The sequence below is a fragment of the Lysinibacillus sp. CTST325 genome (assembly GCF_054665055.1).
In genome coordinates, this window is sequence record NZ_BAAFHO010000005.1 from 294,466 (window position 1) to 316,891 (window position 22,426).

At 37.0% G+C, this 22,426-nt stretch carries 24 protein-coding genes and 2 pseudogenes; 9 read left to right on the forward strand and 17 right to left on the reverse strand.

Annotation, left to right across the window (positions count from 1 at the left end):
- Positions 1-43: 43 nt before the first annotated feature.
- Positions 44-919: a LysR family transcriptional regulator gene (locus ACYQ73_RS14805; RefSeq protein WP_460013190.1), complete on the reverse strand. Its 876-nt coding sequence runs from the start codon at positions 917-919 to the stop codon at positions 44-46.
- A gap of 134 nt (positions 920-1,053) precedes the next feature.
- Between ACYQ73_RS14805 and ACYQ73_RS14810 the strand changes: the two genes are divergently transcribed.
- Positions 1,054-1,953 (forward strand): DMT family transporter, encoded by a 900-nt coding sequence (locus ACYQ73_RS14810; RefSeq protein ID WP_460013191.1) that lies wholly within the window; start codon positions 1,054-1,056, stop codon positions 1,951-1,953.
- A 134-nt stretch (positions 1,954-2,087) separates the two neighbouring features.
- Here the strand turns inward: ACYQ73_RS14810 and ACYQ73_RS14815 are convergent, their stop codons facing one another.
- From ACYQ73_RS14815 to ACYQ73_RS14830, 4 genes are all read right to left on the reverse strand, one after another.
- Positions 2,088-2,435, reverse strand: a complete 348-nt coding sequence (locus tag ACYQ73_RS14815; RefSeq protein WP_460013192.1) for a general stress protein — start codon at positions 2,433-2,435, stop codon at positions 2,088-2,090.
- A gap of 218 nt (positions 2,436-2,653) precedes the next feature.
- Complete coding sequence (locus tag ACYQ73_RS14820) at positions 2,654-3,097, reverse strand: Dps family protein (RefSeq protein WP_460013193.1); 444 nt, start codon at positions 3,095-3,097, stop codon at positions 2,654-2,656.
- 234 nt (positions 3,098-3,331) lie between these two features.
- Positions 3,332-3,541: a hypothetical protein gene (locus ACYQ73_RS14825; protein WP_460013194.1), complete on the reverse strand. Its 210-nt coding sequence runs from the start codon at positions 3,539-3,541 to the stop codon at positions 3,332-3,334.
- Between the two features lie 111 nt (positions 3,542-3,652).
- Positions 3,653-4,615: an RpnC/YadD family protein gene (locus ACYQ73_RS14830; RefSeq protein WP_460013195.1), complete on the reverse strand. Its 963-nt coding sequence runs from the start codon at positions 4,613-4,615 to the stop codon at positions 3,653-3,655.
- Between the two features lie 169 nt (positions 4,616-4,784).
- Between ACYQ73_RS14830 and pepF the strand changes: the two genes are divergently transcribed.
- Both pepF and ACYQ73_RS14840 read left to right on the forward strand, forming a co-directional pair.
- Positions 4,785-6,599: an oligoendopeptidase F gene (pepF, locus tag ACYQ73_RS14835; RefSeq protein ID WP_460013196.1), complete on the forward strand. Its 1,815-nt coding sequence runs from the start codon at positions 4,785-4,787 to the stop codon at positions 6,597-6,599.
- A gap of 228 nt (positions 6,600-6,827) precedes the next feature.
- Positions 6,828-7,811, forward strand: a complete 984-nt coding sequence (locus tag ACYQ73_RS14840; protein WP_460013197.1) for an SEC-C domain-containing protein — start codon at positions 6,828-6,830, stop codon at positions 7,809-7,811.
- A 297-nt stretch (positions 7,812-8,108) separates the two neighbouring features.
- Here ACYQ73_RS14840 and ACYQ73_RS14845 read toward each other — a convergent pair whose 3' ends face one another.
- Positions 8,109-8,300, reverse strand: coding sequence for a zinc-finger domain-containing protein (locus ACYQ73_RS14845; RefSeq protein WP_132358910.1), 192 nt, complete (start codon positions 8,298-8,300; stop codon positions 8,109-8,111).
- A gap of 195 nt (positions 8,301-8,495) precedes the next feature.
- Positions 8,496-8,627 carry a hypothetical protein gene (locus ACYQ73_RS14850; RefSeq protein WP_460011308.1) on the reverse strand — a complete coding sequence of 44 codons (132 nt, stop codon included), beginning with the start codon at positions 8,625-8,627 and terminating at the stop codon, positions 8,496-8,498.
- 101 nt (positions 8,628-8,728) lie between these two features.
- On the opposite strand from ACYQ73_RS14850, the gene ACYQ73_RS14855 reads away from it, so the two are divergent.
- From ACYQ73_RS14855 to ACYQ73_RS14870, 4 genes and pseudogenes are all read left to right on the forward strand, one after another.
- Positions 8,729-9,121 carry a ribonuclease HI family protein gene (locus ACYQ73_RS14855; protein WP_460013198.1) on the forward strand — a complete coding sequence of 131 codons (393 nt, stop codon included), beginning with the start codon at positions 8,729-8,731 and terminating at the stop codon, positions 9,119-9,121.
- A 361-nt stretch (positions 9,122-9,482) separates the two neighbouring features.
- On the forward strand, positions 9,483-10,157 hold the full coding sequence (locus ACYQ73_RS14860; RefSeq protein WP_460013199.1) for a C40 family peptidase: 675 nt from the start codon (positions 9,483-9,485) through the stop codon (positions 10,155-10,157).
- Positions 10,158-10,484: 327 nt separating this feature from the next.
- Positions 10,485-10,676, forward strand: a pseudogene (locus ACYQ73_RS14865) (IS5/IS1182 family transposase); the annotation flags it as partial.
- Positions 10,675-10,902, forward strand: a pseudogene (locus tag ACYQ73_RS14870) (transposase); the annotation flags it as partial. The pseudogenes ACYQ73_RS14865 and ACYQ73_RS14870, both read left to right, overlap by 2 nt.
- Positions 10,903-11,249: 347 nt before the next feature.
- Here the strand turns inward: ACYQ73_RS14870 and ACYQ73_RS14875 are convergent.
- Both ACYQ73_RS14875 and ACYQ73_RS14880 read right to left on the reverse strand, forming a co-directional pair.
- Positions 11,250-12,443 carry an MFS transporter gene (locus ACYQ73_RS14875; protein ID WP_460013231.1) on the reverse strand — a complete coding sequence of 398 codons (1,194 nt, stop codon included), beginning with the start codon at positions 12,441-12,443 and terminating at the stop codon, positions 11,250-11,252.
- The gene (locus ACYQ73_RS14880; RefSeq protein ID WP_460013200.1) at positions 12,443-12,841 is read right to left on the reverse strand and encodes a MarR family winged helix-turn-helix transcriptional regulator; all 399 of its coding nucleotides are present in this window, start codon (positions 12,839-12,841) and stop codon (positions 12,443-12,445) included. The genes ACYQ73_RS14875 and ACYQ73_RS14880 overlap by 1 nt, the downstream gene beginning before the upstream one ends.
- A gap of 233 nt (positions 12,842-13,074) precedes the next feature.
- Here ACYQ73_RS14880 and ACYQ73_RS14885 point away from each other — a divergent pair, with 233 nt between their 5' ends.
- Positions 13,075-13,629: a DJ-1/PfpI family protein gene (locus ACYQ73_RS14885; RefSeq protein WP_460013201.1), complete on the forward strand. Its 555-nt coding sequence runs from the start codon at positions 13,075-13,077 to the stop codon at positions 13,627-13,629.
- Between the two features lie 37 nt (positions 13,630-13,666).
- Here the strand turns inward: ACYQ73_RS14885 and ACYQ73_RS14890 are convergent, their stop codons facing one another.
- The 4 genes from ACYQ73_RS14890 to coaW all read right to left on the reverse strand — a co-directional run bounded on the left by ACYQ73_RS14890 (position 13,667) and on the right by coaW (position 15,649).
- On the reverse strand, positions 13,667-13,981 hold the full coding sequence (locus ACYQ73_RS14890) for a DUF3889 domain-containing protein (protein WP_460013202.1): 315 nt from the start codon (positions 13,979-13,981) through the stop codon (positions 13,667-13,669).
- A gap of 111 nt (positions 13,982-14,092) precedes the next feature.
- Positions 14,093-14,239, reverse strand: a complete 147-nt coding sequence (locus ACYQ73_RS14895; RefSeq protein ID WP_460013203.1) for a hypothetical protein — start codon at positions 14,237-14,239, stop codon at positions 14,093-14,095.
- Positions 14,240-14,261: 22 nt separating this feature from the next.
- On the reverse strand, positions 14,262-14,498 hold the full coding sequence (locus tag ACYQ73_RS14900) for a hypothetical protein (protein WP_400719611.1): 237 nt from the start codon (positions 14,496-14,498) through the stop codon (positions 14,262-14,264).
- A 314-nt stretch (positions 14,499-14,812) separates the two neighbouring features.
- Positions 14,813-15,649 carry a type II pantothenate kinase gene (gene coaW / locus ACYQ73_RS14905; protein WP_460013204.1) on the reverse strand — a complete coding sequence of 279 codons (837 nt, stop codon included), beginning with the start codon at positions 15,647-15,649 and terminating at the stop codon, positions 14,813-14,815.
- A gap of 688 nt (positions 15,650-16,337) precedes the next feature.
- Between coaW and ACYQ73_RS14910 the strand changes: the two genes are divergently transcribed.
- Entirely contained in the window at positions 16,338-17,159 is an 822-nt protein-coding gene (locus ACYQ73_RS14910; protein ID WP_460013205.1) for a squalene/phytoene synthase family protein, read from the forward strand.
- A 221-nt stretch (positions 17,160-17,380) separates the two neighbouring features.
- On the opposite strand, the gene ACYQ73_RS14915 is transcribed toward ACYQ73_RS14910, so the two are convergent.
- The 4 genes from ACYQ73_RS14915 to ACYQ73_RS14930 all read right to left on the reverse strand — a co-directional run bounded on the left by ACYQ73_RS14915 (position 17,381) and on the right by ACYQ73_RS14930 (position 22,308).
- Entirely contained in the window at positions 17,381-18,211 is an 831-nt protein-coding gene (locus tag ACYQ73_RS14915) for a MerR family transcriptional regulator (RefSeq protein WP_460013206.1), read from the reverse strand.
- A 334-nt stretch (positions 18,212-18,545) separates the two neighbouring features.
- Complete coding sequence (gene speB / locus ACYQ73_RS14920) at positions 18,546-19,511, reverse strand: agmatinase (RefSeq protein ID WP_460013207.1); 966 nt, start codon at positions 19,509-19,511, stop codon at positions 18,546-18,548.
- 65 nt (positions 19,512-19,576) lie between these two features.
- Positions 19,577-20,758 (reverse strand): iron-containing alcohol dehydrogenase, encoded by a 1,182-nt coding sequence (locus tag ACYQ73_RS14925; RefSeq protein ID WP_460013208.1) that lies wholly within the window; start codon positions 20,756-20,758, stop codon positions 19,577-19,579.
- A gap of 77 nt (positions 20,759-20,835) precedes the next feature.
- The gene (locus ACYQ73_RS14930; RefSeq protein WP_460013209.1) at positions 20,836-22,308 is read right to left on the reverse strand and encodes an aldehyde dehydrogenase family protein; all 1,473 of its coding nucleotides are present in this window, start codon (positions 22,306-22,308) and stop codon (positions 20,836-20,838) included.
- Positions 22,309-22,426: the final 118 nt, after the last annotated feature.

The window sequence follows — 22,426 nt, forward strand, 5'->3', positions numbered from 1 at the left end:
TATGCTTCAATGTTGTTTTTAAAAGGGTAGCGTTAAATCAATACTATTTCATATTTTGCTCTTTTAACCAGGAACTTAATATCTCAGCAAATTTCTTCGTCACTGGTGATGCCTGATTTTTCATAGCTATTCCTATTGTGCGATAGCCACCTTGTTTTAAAGGTATAGCTTTTATCGTAGGAGGTAAGTTATACGTCACTAATTTCGGTAAAATACTAATTCCAAGTTGGTGAGCAATCATCGAAATAATCCCTACCTCTTCTGATAGTTCAAAGCGAATATTTGGCTTTACGTGATATTGCTCTAACAGTTCTTTTACATCATTAGTGCCTTTATATGAAGTCATGATAAATGGCATGTCTTCTAGTTCAACAATATCAATCTCGGCTTTATTATAAAGTGGACTTTTATCGGAGACAATACACAGCAATGGATCCTGCTGAAGTTCGGTAAATTGAAACTGCTTAGTTTTTTGACCATTTAAAAATCCTGCATCAACCTCTCCACTCAATAGCCATTGTTCAATTTCATAATAATCTCCCTCGCGCAATTCGACTTGGATACCCGGAAATTGATTGTCCATAATACGAACAATTTCCGGCATCCAGTTTGAAGAAATACTTGAAATTACACCAATTCTCACTTTCCCTCGAGTAACGCCAAGTATGTGTGCGGCTTCTTGCTGTAACAGTTCTTGTGCATCGAGGACATGTCTCATTGCCCTTAGCATAGTATTACCTTCACTCGTTAACGTGACACCTGCTCGACTTCTGTGAATGAGTGCAAAGTCGAACTCCTTTTCTAAGCTTGAAACAGCATGGCTTACAGCAGATTGGGTTAATCCTAATGCATCTGCTGCTTTTGTAAAGCTAGCTACCTCAGCCACTTTATTCAAAATCTCATATTTGACTAAACTCATCGTCTTGGCCTCTATATACATGAATTTTTTTAATACTAACCATTATAAACATTCGTTTTACTAATCACAACACAAGATATATAGTAAATTTTAGAATAAAAACTGTTTTAGTACACAGATTGTAGGTGAGCATAATGAGTATCCAAGGAAAAGCAAATTTATTGATGGTTATAGTGACAATGTTCTGGGGCTTATCTTATACTTTTATGGTAATGGGGCTTGAAACATTAGCTGTTTATAATGTGGTGGCATTGCGTTGTATCATCGCATTTTTCGTAGCAGGTATTATCTTTTATAAACGCATGATTAAAGTCGATGTTAAAACATTAAAATATGCAGCTATACAAGGGTTTCTATTATTCATTGTGTTCGTTCTAAGCTTATTCGGACTAGAAACAACATCGGTATCAAATGCTGGTTTTATTTTAAGTCTAACAGTTATCTTAGTGCCTATTTTCAGCAGTTTTATTGAAAAGAAACTACCTTCAAGAGCAGTTAGCTTTGCGATTATTTGCACAATGATTGGGATTACAGTTTTAACGGCACATGGTTCATTTGCCTTTCAAAAAGGGGATATTTTAATAGCCATCGCTGCACTATGTTATTCGTTTTATTTACTGTTAAACAGTACATTTACACGGAGCGTTGAATCAATTTCTTATGGCATTTACCAGCTTGGTTTTGCTGGACTTTATGCGCTCGTATTAACATTCATTTTCGAAACACCAACACTTCCAAATACAACGACTTCTTGGATTGCTATTATAGGACTTGGTGTCATTTGTAGTGCATTTTGCTTCGTAGGTCAAACTGTTGCACAACAGTTTACCTCTGCTACACATACAGGACTAATATTTTCCTTAGAGCCAATTTTCGCAGCGATGTTTGCCATGATGTTTATTGGTGAAGGAATAACGGTAAAAATAGTAATTGGTGGTAGCTTTATTCTAATTGGTAATCTTGTTGCCCAATTAGAGCATCTTCATGTTTTACGCTTTATTAAAAAACATGAACATGAAAAAGCTATAAATTAATTCTTACAACACAAATAAACAGAGTGATGCATGTGCACTCACTCTGTTTATTTTATAACTTACTTATTGTTCAAAAGGAAACTCTCCCTGTCATACGTGAATCAATACGAATAACCCAATCATCTTACTATACATTATGTCGTCATAGGTTCAGTTGAATGCTCAGCAAATAATACGATGACACCCTGTTCAACGAGATGAGCATAGTAAGCTGTTTGACCTTCTGTAAGATCAAATCGCTTAAATCCTTCTTTTACAGCCGATTCACCGGTAAACCAAGACTTAATTTGATCAACCCAATTCCCAACCTCCTGTGTTTTAACATTTGCATCCCATTTTACACCTTCAAATTTACTTGGATCCTTTGCAATAACGTAAATATCCTCTATATGATATGCATCTAATCGCATACTTTCTAAAATATGAAGCATTTCTTCCCTTGTATGGGCCACTTCAATTTTTGGGTTTTGTTCATTTATCATGCTCAATTCCTCCTAATTTGTATGGCTTACTTGGTATATACCCTTCCTATTCCAGAAAAAAACCTTTTTACCTATTCTTTTAACGAACTGTAATATTTGTAGTATCTTTGTGATACATCTTCACCTTTTGAAACATTGCTCTTAAACTTACATGAAATATCAAAAAATAGGCAACGGAAGTGAATTAAGAAATCCCATCGCCTATCATTTAATTGTGGTTATTGATGTCCGAGGAAGGCTTTCAGCATCCATGTATGCTTTTCTAGGGACTGATACATAGCATTTAGTATATCCTCTGTTCGATCGTCCCCTTCTTCTGCCGCAAGCTCCATTGTTGAATTTAAAGCTTTCATAAGTGTTTGGAAATCGGCAATGGTTGTAGCCACCATTTCCTCTGTCGTCTCATTCCCTTTTGCTTCCTCTACAAAGGACAGCTCAAGATGTTCTTTTAACGTAGCAACTGGTTTTCCATCTTTCGAAAGAATACGTTCTGCAATTTCATCTAGATTTAACGTTGTTTCATTATATAATTCTTCAAATTTTGCATGTAGTGTAAAGAAAGCATTCCCCGTCACATACCAATGATAATTGTGCAATTTCGTATAAAGTACAGACCATGTAGCGACAAGTTTATTCAATTGTTTGTTTAAGTTTTGTGACATTATTTCTCCTCCAATGTGCCAGTTTGTTCTAGCCATTAGTATGCGTTGCAAAGTATGCTTGCTATACACACATTTTTTCATTGAAAAAAATTCTAAGGTCATCTGTAGATACAAAAAAATACAAAACCAAAACATTTTCCGCTACATAGCCAGTCCTAAAAAACAGATGGATTACATCAATTGGACGTTTAAAAATCACAACAAACATAATAAGAGATTGTCATTATAATTAGGTTACTTTAGTTCCTTACGAATTTCTTTTATTTTTGTCACTGGAAGTTTTGAAACCTCAGCAATCCACTCATCGTCCGCACCCGTTTCAATCAAACCACTGATTATTTGTTTAATGGTTTGTTCAATTCCTTGTTCAATTCCTTGTTCAATTCCTTGTTCAATTCCTTCCTGTCTTTCTAATTCCAAAACTCCAGCAAGTGTCAGATGCAAAATCTCTTCCTCCCCTCTTTTCCCTTTCAGATCTCTTCCAAGCTGCCCAAACATATTTTTTGTAGTTTCATTTGTTTATCAACATTAGTGTTTAGATCTAATACTTTTTAATTATTTTAGTTCCTTACGAACTTCTTTTATCTTTGTCACCGGAAGCTTTGAAACTTCTGCAATCCACTCATCGTCAGCACCCGTTTCAATCAAACCACTGATTATTTGTTTAATGGTTTGTTCAATTCCTTGTTCAATTCCTTGTTCAATTCCTTCCTGTCTTTCTAATTCCAAAACTCCAGCAAGTGTCGGCGGTAAATCTTCTTTATTTAGATGCAAAATTTCTTCCTCCCCTTTAATTTCGTCTTTTACATCTCTTAAAAGCTGCTCAGACATAGATTTTGGTATCTTTAATAAATAATCAATAAAGTAAAGAAGCGCACGTATCTCGGTGCGTTCAACATTACTTAATAACCATACTTCTCTTAGTAATGCTCTTTTGTAAGCACTACGATGGCTCATTTCGTTTTTTGTTTGATTTAAATAAATTGATGCTAGTAAAGCTTTACTAAACAACTTCGGTGATTTTTTCAATTCTTCTTCATCAAAATCTGACACGACAAACTTGTTAAATGTATAAGTTATTTCTGTACCATAATACTTTTCATGATACTGATTCGTGCTTTTGGTACTCGTATCTGTAAAAATGGCAATTGCCACAATCTTCTTACCATAACGATCACTGATACGATAAAAATACTCAAACATTCGCTTCGCAAAATGCACTTCATCTACTGCTTGTATCTCTGTATGGACAAGGATCCATTGCTCTGCCCCACTCTTTAGATGAACCTTCGCAATTTGATCAGCTACCTTGCGCCCTTGACGATGTTCAATAATTTCTTTGAAAAGCTCTTGCTGTAAAAACTCCACTTGCATAGAAAAATCCACTTCTGCATGTAAGTCTGGCAAAAAGAACAACAAAAAATCTTCAAACAAATCCGCAATCAACTTCTTCCATAGATTATCTTGATTCACTTGACTAAGCTTATACACATCTGGTTTCTCCCAAACTAACTGCATTATAACTACATCCCCCCTTTAACTTTAAATCCATTATAGCTATTACGAACATAAGTTTCTACTCTATTGTTATATTTTTAAGAACATTGAAACTATTTTCTATAATTATTTCACTTTCCGAAATAGTTTCGTTATAATGGAATCACTTACTAAAAAGGGGTGTTAATTAATGGAGGTATTGCCATTACGAAAAGATGTACCAGTAGAACAAACATGGGATTTAACAGTTTTACTTGAAAATGACGCGGATTTTGAACCTGCTCTAGCGAAGCTTGTGGAAGATGCAAAAAATTTCGAAAGCACATATCAAGGTACAATTACGGATGCTCAAAAGGTAATTGATGTTATAACAGCTTATGAAGTACTATATGAAAGCATAATTCCTATTGGTACTTATGCAAGTTTAAATAATCAAGCTGATCATACAGATAACGCAGCCCAAATGCGTGCTGCAAAATATGGAACAGCAGTCGGAAAAATAAGTAGTACAATTTCTTTTGTACGCAGTGAATTACTAGCACTAGATGAGTCTATTTTAGAAGAAGCTGCTACATTAAGCCCTAATTATAAAGTCTATATAGAAGAATTATTAAAACAAAAGCCTCATCAGCTACATCCAGAAGTAGAAAAAGCATTAGCTGCATTTAGTTCTACTTTTGATGCACCATATGAAACGTACAATACGACAAAGCTTGTAGATATGCATTTTGGAGAGTTTGAGGCCAATGGCGAAAAACATCCACTTAGTTTTGTATTATACGAAAATGATTGGGAGTTTGACGCTGATACAAATGTTCGCCGTGCAGCTTTCCAAGCATTTTCGAATAAGTTGCGCGATTATCAGCACACAACTGCAAAAATTTATAATACACACATTCAACAGGAAAAAACTATAGCTGATTTACGAGGTTTTGATTCTGTCATTGACTATTTATTATTTGATCAAGATGTTGATCGTACGCTTTATAATCGTCAAATAGATCTGATTACGAAAGAGCTTGCTCCACATATGCGCCGCTACGCAAAGCTTATTCAACAAGCAAACGGCATTGAAAAAATGACATTTGCTGATTTAAAGATTGCGCTTGATTCAGACTATGATCCGAAATTAACAATGGCTGAAGCAAAAGAATATGTTGAAAAAGCATTAGACGTTATGGGTGAAAGTTACAAAGAGATGCTCGAAAAGGCGTTTAACGAACGCTGGATTGATTATGCACCTAACAAAGGAAAATCGACTGGGGCATTCTGTTCAAGTCCATATGGTAGTCATCCGTATATTTTAATGTCTTGGAATGAACGTATGAATGAGGTATTCACTTTAATTCATGAGCTTGGGCACGCAGGTCATTTTGTGAATGCACATGCCCATCAATCCTATTTTAACAGTCGTCCTTCGTTATACTTTATCGAGGCACCATCAACAATGAATGAAATGCTACTAGCTAATTATTTATTAACCCATAACGATGATCTTCGCTTCAAACGTTGGGTAATTTCAAATATTGTATCCAAAACGTATTATCATAACTTCGTCACACACTTACTAGAGGCAGCTTATCAGCGAAAAGTATATGAATTAATCGACGCTGGCGAAGCTGTGAATGCTACTGTTTTAAATCAATTAAAACGCTCCGTATTAGAAGATTTCTGGGGTGACACTGTCGATATTACCGAGGGAGCAGAGCTTACTTGGATGCGCCAACCACACTATTATATGGGCCTATATCCATACACATATAGCGCTGGCTTAACAATTTCTACACAAGTATCTAAGCGTATCTTAAAAGAAGGTAAAACGGCTGTCGATGAATGGTTAACAGTCCTTCAAGCTGGAGGTACGAAATCACCTGTAGAGCTAGCTCAAATGGCGGGTGTAGATGTTACAACAGACCAGCCGCTTCGAGATACGATTGCTTATATTGGTCACCTTATTGATGAGCTTGAACGATTAACGACAGAAATGGAAGCTGTCAAAGGCTAAACAAAGTAAGAACCATCTATGCTATTTCTAAAGCGTAGATGGTTTTCTTTTTTTAGTTCTAAGCAGGAAAATACATACATATACTAGAATCAGGCCGTCCCTCCATGTTTTTTGATATTTCTAAATAGACAATCATTTTTCTTCATACAAATGTACCGTTATTATTAATTGTATGCAATTTATTTAGCAAAATTCTACTAACAATTTTCAAAGGAAGTGTTTCTAATTATGGTAAAACGTAATGATCCATGCCCATGCGGTAGCGGCAAAAAATATAAAAAATGTTGTGAAGGTAAACAACAGGTTACCGTAGAAGCTGTAGCAATCGAAGAATTAGAGCGTGTACTACAAACATTTTACTTAGAATATCCTGAACGTAAAGATGTTCGTGCCTATATAGAGCATGTAGGTACATGGCAGCCTAAATTAGAGAGCGTACTACAAAGAGAGCTGATTGAGGCGATCGCGTTAGACGACTTCTTCTTCCATCAAGAACCATCTATTTGGAAAGGTTACTTAAAGAAAACAAAGAAAAAAACGGTAAGACCTTCTACGGTAAAAGTGTTAGAAGGCTGGTCACAACCTCGTCTATTTATTGGTTCCGTGTCAGTTGTAGAAGAAAAATATTTCAAGGCTACACACGTGTTAACAAATGAAGAGATTAATATTCGTCGTGAAAATGACAAACCAATCCCTGAAGGTATGCATGTCTTTGCATTCATCTTACCAGATGGTACAAAAAAATCAGAGCATTATTTAGCTGTATCAACGCTTATCTTCTTCCCAGAAGATCATGCTAAAGTATTTGAGCAATTTAAGAAAAATTTTGAGGCTTCCGAGAAGAAGGCTGGAGCATTCTTAAAAGAAGAGCATTTATCCTTCTGGGAATTACTTGTGTCAAACGGTTATAAAGGTGAGGAGTTCACGAACTTTGAGAGCAATGTAATCACTCAGGTTAAAGATTTCCTTGAGCAAAATGAGCGTGAAACAGCTCCTTTGTTAGAGCTTTTAGAGGACTATTTAATTGAAGGACAACCATCTGCGCGCAAAGAGGCTGCCATTGCTGCCGGCGCGATTCGATATGGTCAAGAAAAAGAGCTATTCGAGCCGTTATCACTGACTGTAAAAGAAATTGCGGCGACGTTCGATATTTCAGCTTCCTCTCTCACAAAATACTACCAAGACTTAAGTAGCTATGCTGCAGCTAAATAATGCTTAAAATAGCGCTACACACTCTAAATAATTTAGAGTGTGTAGCGCATTTTGATTACCATAGAAAAAAGCTACATTTATTATCGGCAATGTGCCAACAATAAAGTAGCTTTTTCTATGGTAACCAACCAATACTATCTTTTCCGAACATATTGTTATTTATGCATCGAATTTAGTAAATATGATTATTTATTGAGCAAAAAATGAAATAAGCTTTACTTTATTTAAACATAGTCTGTTTAGTTCCTATGATTACTTTGCCATTGTTGTAAAACATTTCCGAAATGGTATAAAACATTATTTACTATACACCTTCAAGAGCTCTTCTCCGAGAAATTGTAGTCGCTCTCCTACAGTGCAAGCTTCAATACAGAAACGGTGAGCTCCGGGTTTACCACGATCTTTACGTAATTGCTTGATGACTAAACAATCAGCACAATACGTATCATGTAGTTCATCAATATCTTTCATAACCGTCACTTTATCCAAATTGAACTCTCGCTCCTTTCACGTCCAAATTTCGCTTCTTACTATTATGAAGTGAACATTTTGAACAAGCAACTATTTTGTTTATCCATATTTAACTTCTTTCAGCAGGTGTCCAAACACCCGCTGAAAGAAGTTAAAGCCTCCGGCGGATGTCACGGAATCGGAAAGGAGTTCACACAGGATGTTAACCTAAGATCATCGCATCCATGCGATAACGGCTAACTGACCTGCATCGGTAAAAACGCCACGTCCTGTGGCATTACCGAAATGACCGACATCGTGTCGGCCCTCATGCAGGCCTAAGCACAAAGCCGATTCCGGACGCAATTATGCGGAGGCATAATTGATCATCAACTAAGATATTGTGAAAAAGCACTATTGATGTACAATTAATGTAAAATCTAAATCAAAAAGTAGGGATTTTATTTATGTTAGAAGTATACATTGATGCTGCTAGTGCAGGAAATCCTGGCCCCAGTGGTATTGGGATATTTATTAAAGGAGAAGGCCATCATATACAAATCAGTGAGTATATAGGGCAAACAAATAACCACATTGCCGAGTTTACTGCCTTAGTACGTGGGCTTGAGGAAGCACGAAAGCTTAGTTCAAACCTAGTCTCAGTGCGCTCAGATTCAAAAATTGTTGTAGCCTCTATGGAAAAAGAATATGTGAAAAATGAGGAATTTAAACCTTATCTTGAGCAGGCACTTACACTTGTGAGTAACTTCGATTTATTTTTCATCAAATGGGTTCCAGATACGCAAAATAAAGCAGCAGATGCACTTGCACGTAAAGCCATTCAAAAAGAAAAAAATTAAACAACGGGGACTGTCCCTTGCCTTTCCAAGAGTCGGTCTCCTCCCTTCACTTCATTCAGATACTTAATATCCCCCAATATTTCATTTTTATCATTTTCGTTTTCATATATAAACAAAATATATGCTCATAAGGAACCGCATAGGAATCGCCAAGTCCTCATCCAATTAACTTACATACATGGCATATATAAATAAATAACTCCCCTGATTTTTGATGATGAGCCATAAATCAATATATTTTCCAATTATTATTAGTATAATTTGTATCTTTAATGTTATTTTATTGACATACTATTGTAATATTACAATGTTAATATCATATATATATTAAGCTTTTAAAGTTTTTAGGAGGATACATATTATGAAAAAGAATAAAAAGTATAGATGGGGATTGAAATTAGCTACATTGGCCTTAAGTTCATCTGTACTTTTTTCAACAATTGACACAGCATCAGCAGCAACTTATACAGTAAAATCTGGTGATTCTTTATGGAAGATTGCCAATCAGTACGGTGTTACTTATCAAACATTGATGAAATGGAATAACTTATCTTCTACGACAATTCGCGTTGGACAAAAGTTAAACCTTAATACCCCACTCACATCAGGAACAATATCAACACCTACACCTAAGCCTACAGCTGCACCTAAACCAACAGTTACAGTTACACCAAAACCAACAACTAACCTAGTGCAAGTTGCTAAAAAACAATTAGGCGTAAAATATACATTTGGTGGAAGTAAACCGAGTACAGGTTTTGATTGCTCAGGCTATGTCACATACGTATATAATAATGCTGGTATATCGACAGCTCGTAAGTCTGCAGCAGGTTTTTACAGTACAGCTAAAAAAGTAAGTTCACCTCAAGTAGGTGACCTAGTATTCTTTGCTAATACATATAAAGCTGGTATTTCTCATGTAGGCATTTATATTGGAAATAGTCAAATGATTAGCGCAAGTAACGGTGGTGTTTCTATTGCTAACATTAATAGCTCTTATTGGAAAACACACTTTGCTGGATATGGTCGTATATAGTGAATAAAAAAACAGATGGATTGCCCGAGGGCACTGAAAAAGTCTAGATCTTCTCACATTGCGAGGTATTCAACGATTAAATCGTTGAATACCCCGCTTTTTTCATTTGGCACTGCGACTCTACTGTTGTTTTCCGAAGCATTCCGCTCGCTTTCCGCGAGCGAGCGCCGAGCCTCCTCCTACGCTTCGCTTCGTGCGGGGTCTCGTCTGTCTCGCTTTCCCACAGGAGTCGAGCGATGCTTCTCCAAACAACGCAATGTATCACACTATTATTTTAGTCACGCTTTTCTTTATAATAAAAGAATTAATGTGCAGGTGATGCCTCCGATGATTTCAAATCAAGAAACCCTTAATGTAAGTCCATACATGGCGATCTACGATATTGTTGTGCCAAAAGATAATATACTTCGCCAAATCAATGAACTTATTGATTTTTCATTCATTTTAGAAGAGTTAAAAACAAAATATTGTGTAGACAATGGACGTAATGCCATTCCTCTTGAGTACTTATTATTAAAAGTCGGATACACATGCCGAACAAGAGGCATTTCAAAATACGGAAGCATTTAAGCAATTAGCCGCAAATCGCTACAAAGTAGAAGCGAAGAATAGTGGATTAAAAAACGGACACGGGTACGATACGGCATCGACTGCGGGTCTATTTGGCATGGAAATTCAAGGTGCTACAACGATATTCGCTGTCAATTTGAAACGGATATTAACGCTACTAAACGAAAATGAATAAGGAATAGAGACAGAAATAAGGCACTTCCTGTTCAAAATTGAACAAGAAGTGCCTTATTTTTATCTGAAAAAGGTTCGCTTTTATGAAAACGTAAGTTTTTCAGTGCCCTTGGGATGCCCCAACTGTTTTTTTTTCTTTATACATGGCTACTTTTTTTAAAATCAATTATGCCTCGGCATAATTGCGTCCGGAATCGACTTTGTGCTTAGGCCAGCGTGAGGGCCGACACGATGTCGGTCATTTCGGTAATGCCACAGGACGTGGCGTTCTTAGACTGAGTTCCTCTATTTCAGCATGTTTTTGGACACCCGCTGAAAAGGAACTTAAATCAACATTCATCTCACTACCTATAGATGTGGGATACTTCTGCTGAAAGAAGCTAAACGCATTAAATAAATGATAAAGACTACAACTAGCGAGCCTGCTCCAGTTAGATATACAGAAGAATAGCCTGCTTGCACGGCCACCATTCCTAAAATATAAGAGCCAAGCGCAATACCAATGTCAAACATCGTAAAGAACGTTGCTGTTGCATAACCACTGCGTGTATGTGAAGTAGACTGTATAGCTAATGCTTGTAAGCTTGTAGTTACTGCCCCATAGCCAAATCCAATAAAGATGGCTGCAAATAAAAATAATGCTGGTCCTGAGACAAATGCGAGCATAACAAGACCGATTGCAAAGAGTATAATACCAGGTATAATAACAAACTGCGGCCCTTTTGTATCATAAAGTTTGCCTGTATATGGACGTGTAATAAGCATTGCTGCTGCAAAAACTGCATAAAATAGACTCGCTACAGCCATTAAATCTTTTTGCTGTGCGTAGACTGATAAAAACGATAAAACACTCGAATATGAAAAAGCTACTAAACTAGCAATCGCCGCAACTGGAAGTGCACGACGTTCAAATAAATCATCAAATTTAAATGTCAATTTACCCTGATGTTCAGGCTTGGATAGATCATCAGTTTTTATCGTTACAGCTAGGATGCCACCTGCTAATATACAAATACTCATCACAATAAATAATACATTGAAGCTACTATATTGAATAAGCAGCAAACCGATAAATGGTCCAATAACTACTGCTAAGTTAGTAGACATTGCAAAATAGCCTAGACCTGCACCCTTTCGTTTGGCTGGCACTATATCTGCTGCTAAAGAGCCAGCTGCTGTTGTAATAATACTAAAGAAAATCCCTTGAATAAAACGTAGTCCTAGTAAAAGTCCAAAAGGATGAATAAATAAATATAAAACTGTACATAAAAAATAGCCTATAATTGAAATAACTAAAAGCTTTTTCTTCCCAAAAACATCTAATAATTTACCCGAAAAGGGACGAACGATAATGGCTGATAATAAAAATCCTGATATTAACAATCCCGCTTCCCTGTCCGTCTGGTGCAACTCACCAATCGCATATAGAGGCAAAGTCGTTACCAATCCATAAAAAACAAAAAATACCGAGATATTTGTTAAAAAGAGACTAATAAACCGCTTCGTCCATATTTTTGTATTCCCCTCTTGCTGCACGTCTATCAACCTTTCATTTTTTCCAATAAAATTATAAATTGCTGTTGTTCCTCGTCAGTCAATGCCCCTACCATTTCTTCCTCAAAAACTAAGATAGTTTTAGTGATAGCAGGCAAATGTTCCTCTGCATATGGTGATAAGGTAACGATTTTTTCACGTTTATCTTCACCATCAATTTTAAGCACCCAACCTAAAGTCTCGAGTCGAGTAATTGCTCTAGTTATACTCGGTGCCTCAACGTTTAAATACTTCCAAATTTGTGTTAATGTCATTGGCCCATGATTATGTAAGCAATATAAAATAGCCCATTGTGAGCTATACAAGTTGTGCTGTTTCAGTACTTCATTTAAACAATTCGTTAAATAACGACTTTTTTGGAATAAAGCATGAAATATAGGATTCATGTTATTGTCCTCCTGAATTTATTTATTTACCTAGCTAAACAAATACTATACGCTTCATTTTTTTCGTTGTAAAGCAAGTTGTTTGAAGTTTTGATGGCGTATATTTTAGGAGAAATGATCCACAGCCTACTGACATATGATACATTCATTCTCCGGCGCACTAACTATCAGAAGGGAATTTTTTGAAAGTGTCGAATTAAGCTAATAGATTACAAATAAAAGGAGATGGAAGCATGGGGAAAAAGGTATTAATACTAGCAGGAGACGCAGTTGAAGCTTTAGAAATTTTTTATCCTTATTACCGTTGTCTTGAGGCTGGCTATGATGTAACGATTGCAGCACCATCCGCAAAGAAATTACAAACTGTATTGCACGATTTTGTTGATGGTGTCGATACATACATCGAGCGTACAGCATACGGCTTAGAAGCACACTCATCCTTTGCAGAAGTAGATCCAGCACAATTTGACGGACTCATCATTCCTGGTGGACGAGCGCCAGAATACATTCGTTTAAATGAACATGTTCCAGCACTAGTGAGCCATTTCTTTGAAACAAATAAACCAATCGCTGCTGTATGTCATGCAGTTCAAATTTTCGCGACCATTCCAGAAATACTGAAAGGGCGTGAACTAACAGCCTATATTGCATGCAAGCCCGAAGTTCAAGTAGCTGGAGCGACGTATATCGATACTAATCTTCACACAGACGGCAATTTAATTAGTGGTCATGCATGGCCAGATTTACCTGGATTAATGCGAGAATTTATTCAAAAGCTAGAAAGCTAACGCAATGAGGATGCCTGTAATTAGGCATCCTCTTATTTCATGGAGTGGTTTCTTGGAATTCAATTTTCACCACTTTATTTGTATTGGTTACATATTTGATTCGAACATATACGCCGAATTCCTTGTCACTTTGTTTTAGCCAAAGTTTAAATTTTTCAATAGTGGCGTCTTCAATAACCTCCCTTCCCTCATGCAAATAATCGAGGATTTTTGCTTGAGGGTATTTTGCATGTGTCTCTTTTATCGCTACTTTTCCCCACTGAGCATGGGCTGGTATTCCTTGTTGAGCATAAGTAATTGTTGGGATGTTTATGAATACAGCAAACAATCCAAGAAAAATGCCAAGTTTCACACAAAATTTCCGCAAGTTAATCAACCTTTCATATTCTTTTGGTATAAAGTAGCCAAAACAGCAAAAAATAAGTGCTCCTTAAGTATTCTTAACCTTAAGGAGCAGTTTTCGTTATCTTTTTTTACTGGATTGTTTTGGTTGTTGAGGATTGTTATGAATTACTTGATTAAATTCTGCTGAATATTCTTCACGATCATTTCTTTTATGTGTATCTTCTTTCTTTTTCTTTTTGAAGCTTGTTTTATTCTTCTTTGCCATTATTTAAGCCTCCATATTTAGGTTACTTGTTTTTGTTGGACTGCTGATTTTTCTTATGGTTCGTTTTATTATCTTTATTTTTTGCTTTCGCATCAAACTCTGCAGCGAATTCTTCATTGAGGTTGTCATTCGGGTTATTGTTATTACTATTTGATTTGTCGAGGTCTATTTTTTTGTAGGTATCAAAGGGATTATGCGTTCTAACATTCATGGTTTTATTGTTGTTTTTGTTGTTTCTGTTGGTGTTTCTATTGGCCACGGATATTCACCTCCTACATGTAATTTGCTCAGGATAGAAGGTTTTATGCTTTGGGGATTACTGCAGGCATTACTAAAAGGTTTCCAGTCCAATCATTTTCGCCTTGGCGTAATTGTAGCTGACGCTTCGCTTTCGCACAAATAAATTGCCACAGGTCGTGGTGTTCTTAGACTGAATTCCTTTATTTCTGTAGGTGTTTGGAAAAAGGATCCGCATCTGCATTCATCTCACCACCTTTATAGGTAGAACTCTTCTACTGAATGAAGATAAAAAAAATGCACATCACTAATTTTAATTAGTAATGTACATTGTATTTAGACAATCGTATATTCAGTTATATTTAATAATGCACCGACTGCACCTGAAAAACCGTGGTCATTAATAAAGACTGGTGTATGCTTTTTCGTACGTGTGTAATTGGCAATAACTCGTGTAAGATGATCATTATTACTTAAAGTTGAACCGATATAAACAATATGTTGAGCATTTTTTTCTTCAGCATATTGAATACTAAGTGTCGTAATAACCTCACCGACAAGTCCTTGTACAGTTGCGATAATATCTTCTGTTGGATGTTTGACAGACTCTGTAATACCAACTTTCCCAAAATTACTAGCTGTCAATTTCCCATCAATAGGCGTGTCCATCCCTTGATAAATATCCTTTACAAGTAAATCAATTTCGTCTCGATTACCCTTAGAGGCCCGTTCTCTTATTTCATTATAATCAGTGATGCCAGTTGTAAGCGCTGACAATCCAATCAATGTTCCACCACCAACGCCTGTTCCACCAACACGAACATGTGTATTATCTTCCATATAATGAATTGAAGTACCAGTACCAATATTAGTAATCATACTTCGCTCGAAGAAGTAACCCTCTTTATGCAATAAAAATCGAACGCCCTTCAATGTGGCTTCAAACTCTACTATATAATGAATCGATTTCATTGTTTTGATGACATCCAGTAATTGTTCTGTACGCCCTCCCGTAACACCAATATCCTCAATGTCTGGATGATTAATAATCCAATTCTGCACTGCTAGCAAATCATTTGACGGGAAAGTTATTAAAACGAGCTCATTATGCTCATCTAAATAAGCAACTTTTGTCAATGTTCCGCCTGCATCAATACCTATAGCCTTTGGCATACCATTCTCCTTTGACTTTACGTACAATCTCTATTTCAGATGGTGAGATATATACTAGATTTTGCTTGTATTCAAGAGGCGATTAGAAGCCAGTTGAATAACGTTCATGCCTCCACAAATGTCACGGATTTTGCAAGGAGTTATTATGCCAAAATCCGATGTATTGTATTTCAGTACCGAAAGCAAATTAACAACTACAAATGTCTTCTGCGTGAAAGCAAAGCGTCAGCTACAATTACTCGAAAAGTGAAGTTGTATCTCTGTCCTTCCTAAACTTTAACGCTGTTGAAAAAAATGTGCAATAACTTAGCAAACTTTCATGAAAAAAAGACGAAAAATATCAATTTTTTTCTATTAATCACACGATTTTAGTCGCATTTTATAACTTTAACATTATTCTACTATAAAAACAAAAGAAGTGAAAATGCGATAAAACCTATAGTAATTCTATTAATTAATGAGCTGAATATCCACCAACATTCACTAGTTCGCTTCTCGAAATCACTTTTGCCTTTGCTGTGTCCGTCCCTACCTGTAAAAATGGCAACCTCGTTCTCTACACTTTCTTTGACTTAATCTATACCATTTGAAAATAGTTGATTATAAATAGAACAATCTGTTTTATCTTTCATCACTTTTACGATACGATATACTATAGATGTGTTACCATTTGAACGGAGGAATACAAGTGAAAGATCAAAAGAAACTTTATAAAGAAGCGATGCAAGTTTTAAAGGAAACTAGTCGCACTTTTTATATACCGATTACTTTTTTAAAAAATGATTTAAAATTGTCAGTGGCAGCCGCATATTTAGCAATGCGTGCTATAGATGAAATTGAGGATCATGAAAACCTTTCTAATGATCTGAAATTCGATTTACTTACGGCAACAAGCGAGTTATTAAGTGAACCATTTAATGCTGAAGCCTATGAAGCATTATTAGCTCCATATGCAGATCAGTTACCTGAAGTATCTCTTCGTTTAGCAGATTGGCTAACGTTTTGTCCTGAAGGCTCACGTAAAATTGTCCAAGCTTCAACAAGTGAAATGGCATTTGGGATGGCGAAGTGGGCAAAAGCAAACTGGCAGGTGCATACGCGAGAGGATTTAGATGATTATACATACTACGTTGCAGGGCTTGTTGGGACAATGCTGTCCGAGCTTTGGGCGTGGGGTGCAGACATTCAAACAGATCGCGATTTAGCAATTGGCTATGGCCGAGGTCTCCAAGCAGTCAATATTTTACGCAATCAGCATGAGGATATGGATGAGCGCGGAGTAAGTTTCGTTCCTGATGGCTGGACTCGTGAAGATTTATTTGCATATGCGGAGGAAAATCTCGCAAAAGCTGATCTTTATATGAAAGATATTAATAAACGTACGGTATTATTATTCTGTCGTTTACCGCTTGCATTAGCCCATAAAACATTGAAGGCCATGCAAGAAGGCCGTGAAAAAATGTCACGAGCAGAAGTAGAACAAACAGTCGAAGAAGTACAGGGTGACTAAAACCGTTGCCTTAACTTAAATGAACCACCTAGTAAGTATACAGTGGCAATTATAAAATATTTAAACGGCTTGAGCTTTTATTTCAAAAGGCTTAAGCCGTTTCTTCGTTTTTTCGTTCGTTCGTTATTACAAATCCAATGTTTGTTTATCAAGAAAATTTATTCTACAAATTTAATATAAAATGTACTCACTAAAATAATTTCTCACAAGTTTGTCATGCATCACAGTTTTCGGATAGGAACTTGGATTTCAAAGGTAATCTCATTCGGTTTATCGGTAATCGTAATATCAAGATGCATGATTTGCAATGCATCACCAGTGATCTGATAGCTGTTTTTGTTAAGAAAATGAAGTATTTTTCTTAAACTTTCACTACGACTCGACAATAATTCCCCATTGTAACGGATGCACGCAAATAATCCTCCTGGAATCGTCAATTGATATGTATTTGGAATATATTCCTTATTTTTCGCCACGATAAAAATAGTGGAAGGTTCCTCAAAACGTCCCAATTTTAGATTCGTTTCTTCAATAATAATGCCAAGTCTGTTGGTAGCAAGAATCGGTGTCTTCTCCGTAAGCATATTCTCTAAATTCAATACACCATAACAAAGTTCGAAGTTATTATTGATTTTCTCATGTAAGGTAAGTAATCGCCTACTTTTCATTTCGCGGAATATGACTTTTTGAAGTTCATTTTCTCTTTCCACCTGTTCCAAATAGGCAATCTTCTCCCTGATATTTTCTTCCATTTCATTCAATTCTTTCAGATTTGAAACAAGCTCTTCGTGTTTGGTTTTCATAATATCCAACGATTTACTGAAATTACGTTCATTAAGATATTCCTTGATCTCATCTGTAGTCATCCTAAGTTGCCTTAGTTCTTTAATGGTACCCAAAATTTCATACTGAAAAATAGAGTAGTATCGATATCCGGAATGTGAATCGATATATTGTGGCTTGAACAAGTCGATCCGATCATAGTGGCGTAAGGTCTCCGAAGTCAATCCTCGTAGCTTTGCCATTTCACCGATAGTCAGTTTTTCTTTCAATCTGCTTACCTCCTAAAAAATTTATAGACTGCTAAAATTTTTATCGCAGGAGTATAGAAAAACTTACCAAATTCAAAAATTTTCAGGTTTGATTAGTTTACCACACACTCAATAAACTTTATAAAATAAGTGATTCGTTATAGTCTGAATTATTTTCTCGCCTACTTTTATTTCTCCAAATAGATTACCTTCTTAACCCGATAGAATATTCAGCAAAAAAATTTTTACGAACCTCTAATTCAAACTATGCAATTTTTTCTGACTATATGTCAAGTACCATTCTGAACGCTTTATTTCAGATCATCATCCAACCTATTTCGCGTACTTTTTTCTGTTAAACTAGCCTTCTATTCTCTTTCTCTTTTAAGACATAGCTTAGCAAATCTAGCATAATGCGAGCCGCTACTTGCCCCGTCATGCCGGTAGGATCATAGGGAGGCGCCACTTCGACTAAATCGAATCCAATCACTTCTCCCCTTTTTGCAATCCCTTCCAATATTTCGTTTACTTCATCGTAAAGAAGGCCGCCCGGGGAAGGTGTACCCGTCCCAGGAGCGATTGATGGATCCAATCCATCGATATCAATTGTCACATAATATCTTTCTCCAGCTGGTATTTGTTCCAGTACTTCTTCAATCCCCATTTTTCTCATTTGACGTGGAGATAGGATCACGCTTCCATAGTTTCTTGCAGCTTCAACATCCTCTTTTTTACTACTGCTAATTCCACGAATACCTAATTGGAATATTTTCTGTACATGATCCATCTCCGATAAACGGCGGATGCAGTTACCATGGCCAAATCGCATTCCTGAGCGGTGATCTGCCCAATCCAAATGTGCATCAATTTGAATGACATGAAACGGACCTATTTCTTTCAGTCCTTTTCCTACCGCAGCCGTAATAGAGTGGTCTCCTCCTAGAACTACTGGTATAGCTCCTTTCGAAACAATTTTACGGATCGCTTCTTCTGTATTTTCGTGACATTGCATTAGATCTCCATGTACCATATCGACATCGCCGCAGTCCACCACTTTCCAATCTGGTCCGAGATACATGATATCACTTTCAATGTCATAAGCACCTTCTAATCCGAAACTATATAGCGTTGATCCTTCCCTAATTCCCCTCGGTCCCATTCTTGCCCCTGATTTCCATTGGGTACCCATATCATTCGGTACCCCTATGACCGCTACATCGGCATCCAGATGGTCCAAATCTGTGCAAATCGGATATTTACCAAACGTGCATATTCCTGTAAATGGCAAATTTAAAATTTGTTTCTCTTCGTGATTAACCATGATTATTCCCCCCGCTATCATTAAATCTCACGTTATGCTCTGGAACCTTTTAGCGTTTCGTAAGGTTAATGATATGAATGTTTCATTTTCATCTCATAAGTTTTTTGGAACAATTTCAAGTAGTCATCTTTCGATAATTGACGAGAATTTGTAATTGTACACAAATGTTTAAATGCCCCTTCAGCAAGAAATTCGAAATCATCAGGGTTAACATTATCTAAATCCCGGAATTGCGGAATGCCAATTATACTTGCAAGTTCATGTAGCAATACAACACCTTCTTGGGCAATTTCCTCCAAGTTCTTCCCTTCCGCGGTTGCTCCAAGTTTCAACGCAACTGTCGCATGTTTTTCCAGATTGGACGGAATATTATATTCAAATACATGAGGGAGGAAGATGGAGTTTGCCACTCCATGTGGTGTATCATACAGCCCGCCAAGCGGTTCAGCCATTGCATGCACAGCACCTAGGTCGGCGTGCGTAAACGCCATACCTGCTATCAAGCTTCCTACAAGCATGTTTTGCCTTGCTTCTAAATTGTTACCGGTTTCCACAGCGAGTGGAAGATACTTAGCAATGATTTCAATCGCATAAAGACTGAGTGCATCAGAAATCGGTTCAGCAATATTACTCGTGTAAGCTTCGATTGCATGTGTCAATGCATCCATTCCAGTAGCAGCAGTAATGGATTTAGGCAAAGATAGCGTCAATTCAGGGTCCACAATTGCCAATTTCGGCGCTAATTTTATATCAAGTATAGCTTCTTTCTGTTTAGTGACCGTATCTGTGATAACAGACCCTGTCGTCACCTCACTACCAGTCCCCGAAGTAGTTGGGATACAAATAAGAGGTGTAATATCGCGCTCCAACAGATTAAAACCATAGCGATCTTTAAGCTCCCCTTCATGTGTAAAAAGTACCCCGATTGCTTTAGCAGTATCCATTGAACTTCCACCACCAAGACCTAACAACAAATCGATATTTTCGTCTTTAAATTGTTCATAGGCCTTTACGCAATCTACGTCTTTCGGATTCGGTGTAATTTCATCATAAACAAGATAAGGAATCCCTTCCTGTTCCAATGAATCTGTTACCCTTTTTAAAATCCCCGTTTGCGCAAGCCCTTTATCAGTAATGATCAGCGCCTTTTTACCACCTAGCTCTTTCGCTCTTTTCCCGACATTGTTAACTGTCCCGTTACCAAACTCAATAGAAGTCGGTAAATTAAAATTAAAATCCCATACCATCAAACATTTCCCCTTTCAATTTTTCAAATGACCTTATGTTAACAAATTTCTTTTAGGAGATTACTTTGTCTTGTTCTTTAACTTTCAAACCAATTAGTTGGACTGACTTCTAAATTGATATTTATTTGTTTCACTTCCGAAAATTCATCTAAACCGAAAGTACCTAATCCTCGACCGAGTCCGCTCTGCTTATATCCTCCCCAAGGGGCTTCGTTGTAAGCAAGATTGTATGCATTAATGTAAGTAATACCTGCTCTAATTTTTTTAATAACTCGCAAAGCTTTAGCACCATCTTGAGAGAACACCCCAGCTGCAAGACCGTATGGCGTATCATTTGCGAGCTTGATCGCCTCCGCTTCATCTTTGAACTTTTGAACAACTAGCACAGGACCGAATATCTCCTCTTGGACAATTTTCATATCAGGCGTTGTATCTACAAATATTGTCGGCTCGACAAAATAACCACGATCAAGTCCAGCGCTTGTAATCCGTTTACCGCCACAAACCAATTTCGCACCTTCATCGATACCGATTTGAATATAATTTAGCACTGTGTTCATATGATCTTCGCCGACAAGGGCACCCATTTGAGTCGCAGGATCTTTACCACGCCCGACACGTATTTTTTTCGCTTTACTAATCAAACTTTCAACGAACTTGTCATGGATGCTTTCTTCAAGGAGCAAGCGTGAGCCTGAATTACATACTTGACCTGCGTTCATAAATATTCCATAAAGCGCATAGTCGACCGCTGTTTCAAAATCTGCATCAGCGAAGACGATATTCGGCGATTTACCACCTAATTCGAGTGCAATTTTCTTCATATTTCCTGATGCTGCTTTCATGATTGATCTACCTACTGTTGTACTGCCAGTAAATGAAAGCATATCGACTTTATCGCTTTCAGCCAATTCATTACCGACAGTCGAACCTCCTCCTGTCACCAAATTCGCAACGCCTGCTGGAATCCCTACTTCTTCAAGAATTTCGAAGAGCTTAATCGTAGTAATAGGTGTTAATTCCGATGGCTTGAACACAATCGTATTTCCCGCCGCAAGCGCAGGCGCAATTTTCCACGCTCCTGTCAATAATGGGAAATTCCAAGGAGCAATCAGACCACATACACCTACAGGTTCACGAACAATAAGCCCCTGTATCGGATCGGCAACGGAATACGTTTGACCGTTTGGTTTAGTGATGAGGCCGCCATAATATCGGAAGCAATTCACAGCATCCTCAATATCGAACTCCGCTTCCCTAAGAGGCTTTCCTGTATTCAACATTTCAAGTGTACTCAGCTCAGATGCATTCTCCTCAAGTTTATCTGCAATTTTGAATAAATAGGATGCTCTTTCAGAAGCCGGCATGTCTGACCAAATACCTGAATCAAATGCATGACGTGCTGCTTCAATGGCATCCCGCGTTTCTTCAACACTTGCTCTCGATGCCTCAGCAATCACTTCGTTGTTTGCCGGGTTGATAATATTACGTTTTTCATTGTTCACAGAATTTGACCATTTACCATTAATAAATAATTTCAAATTTAGCATTATACTAACCTCCCAATTAATTAGCTATATTTTATCTAAATGCACATTTAACCTCTCCTACAAAACAAGAGATTACAATAAGTGGTAGGAGTTTCATAACCTTGAATAAAGCAGTTCT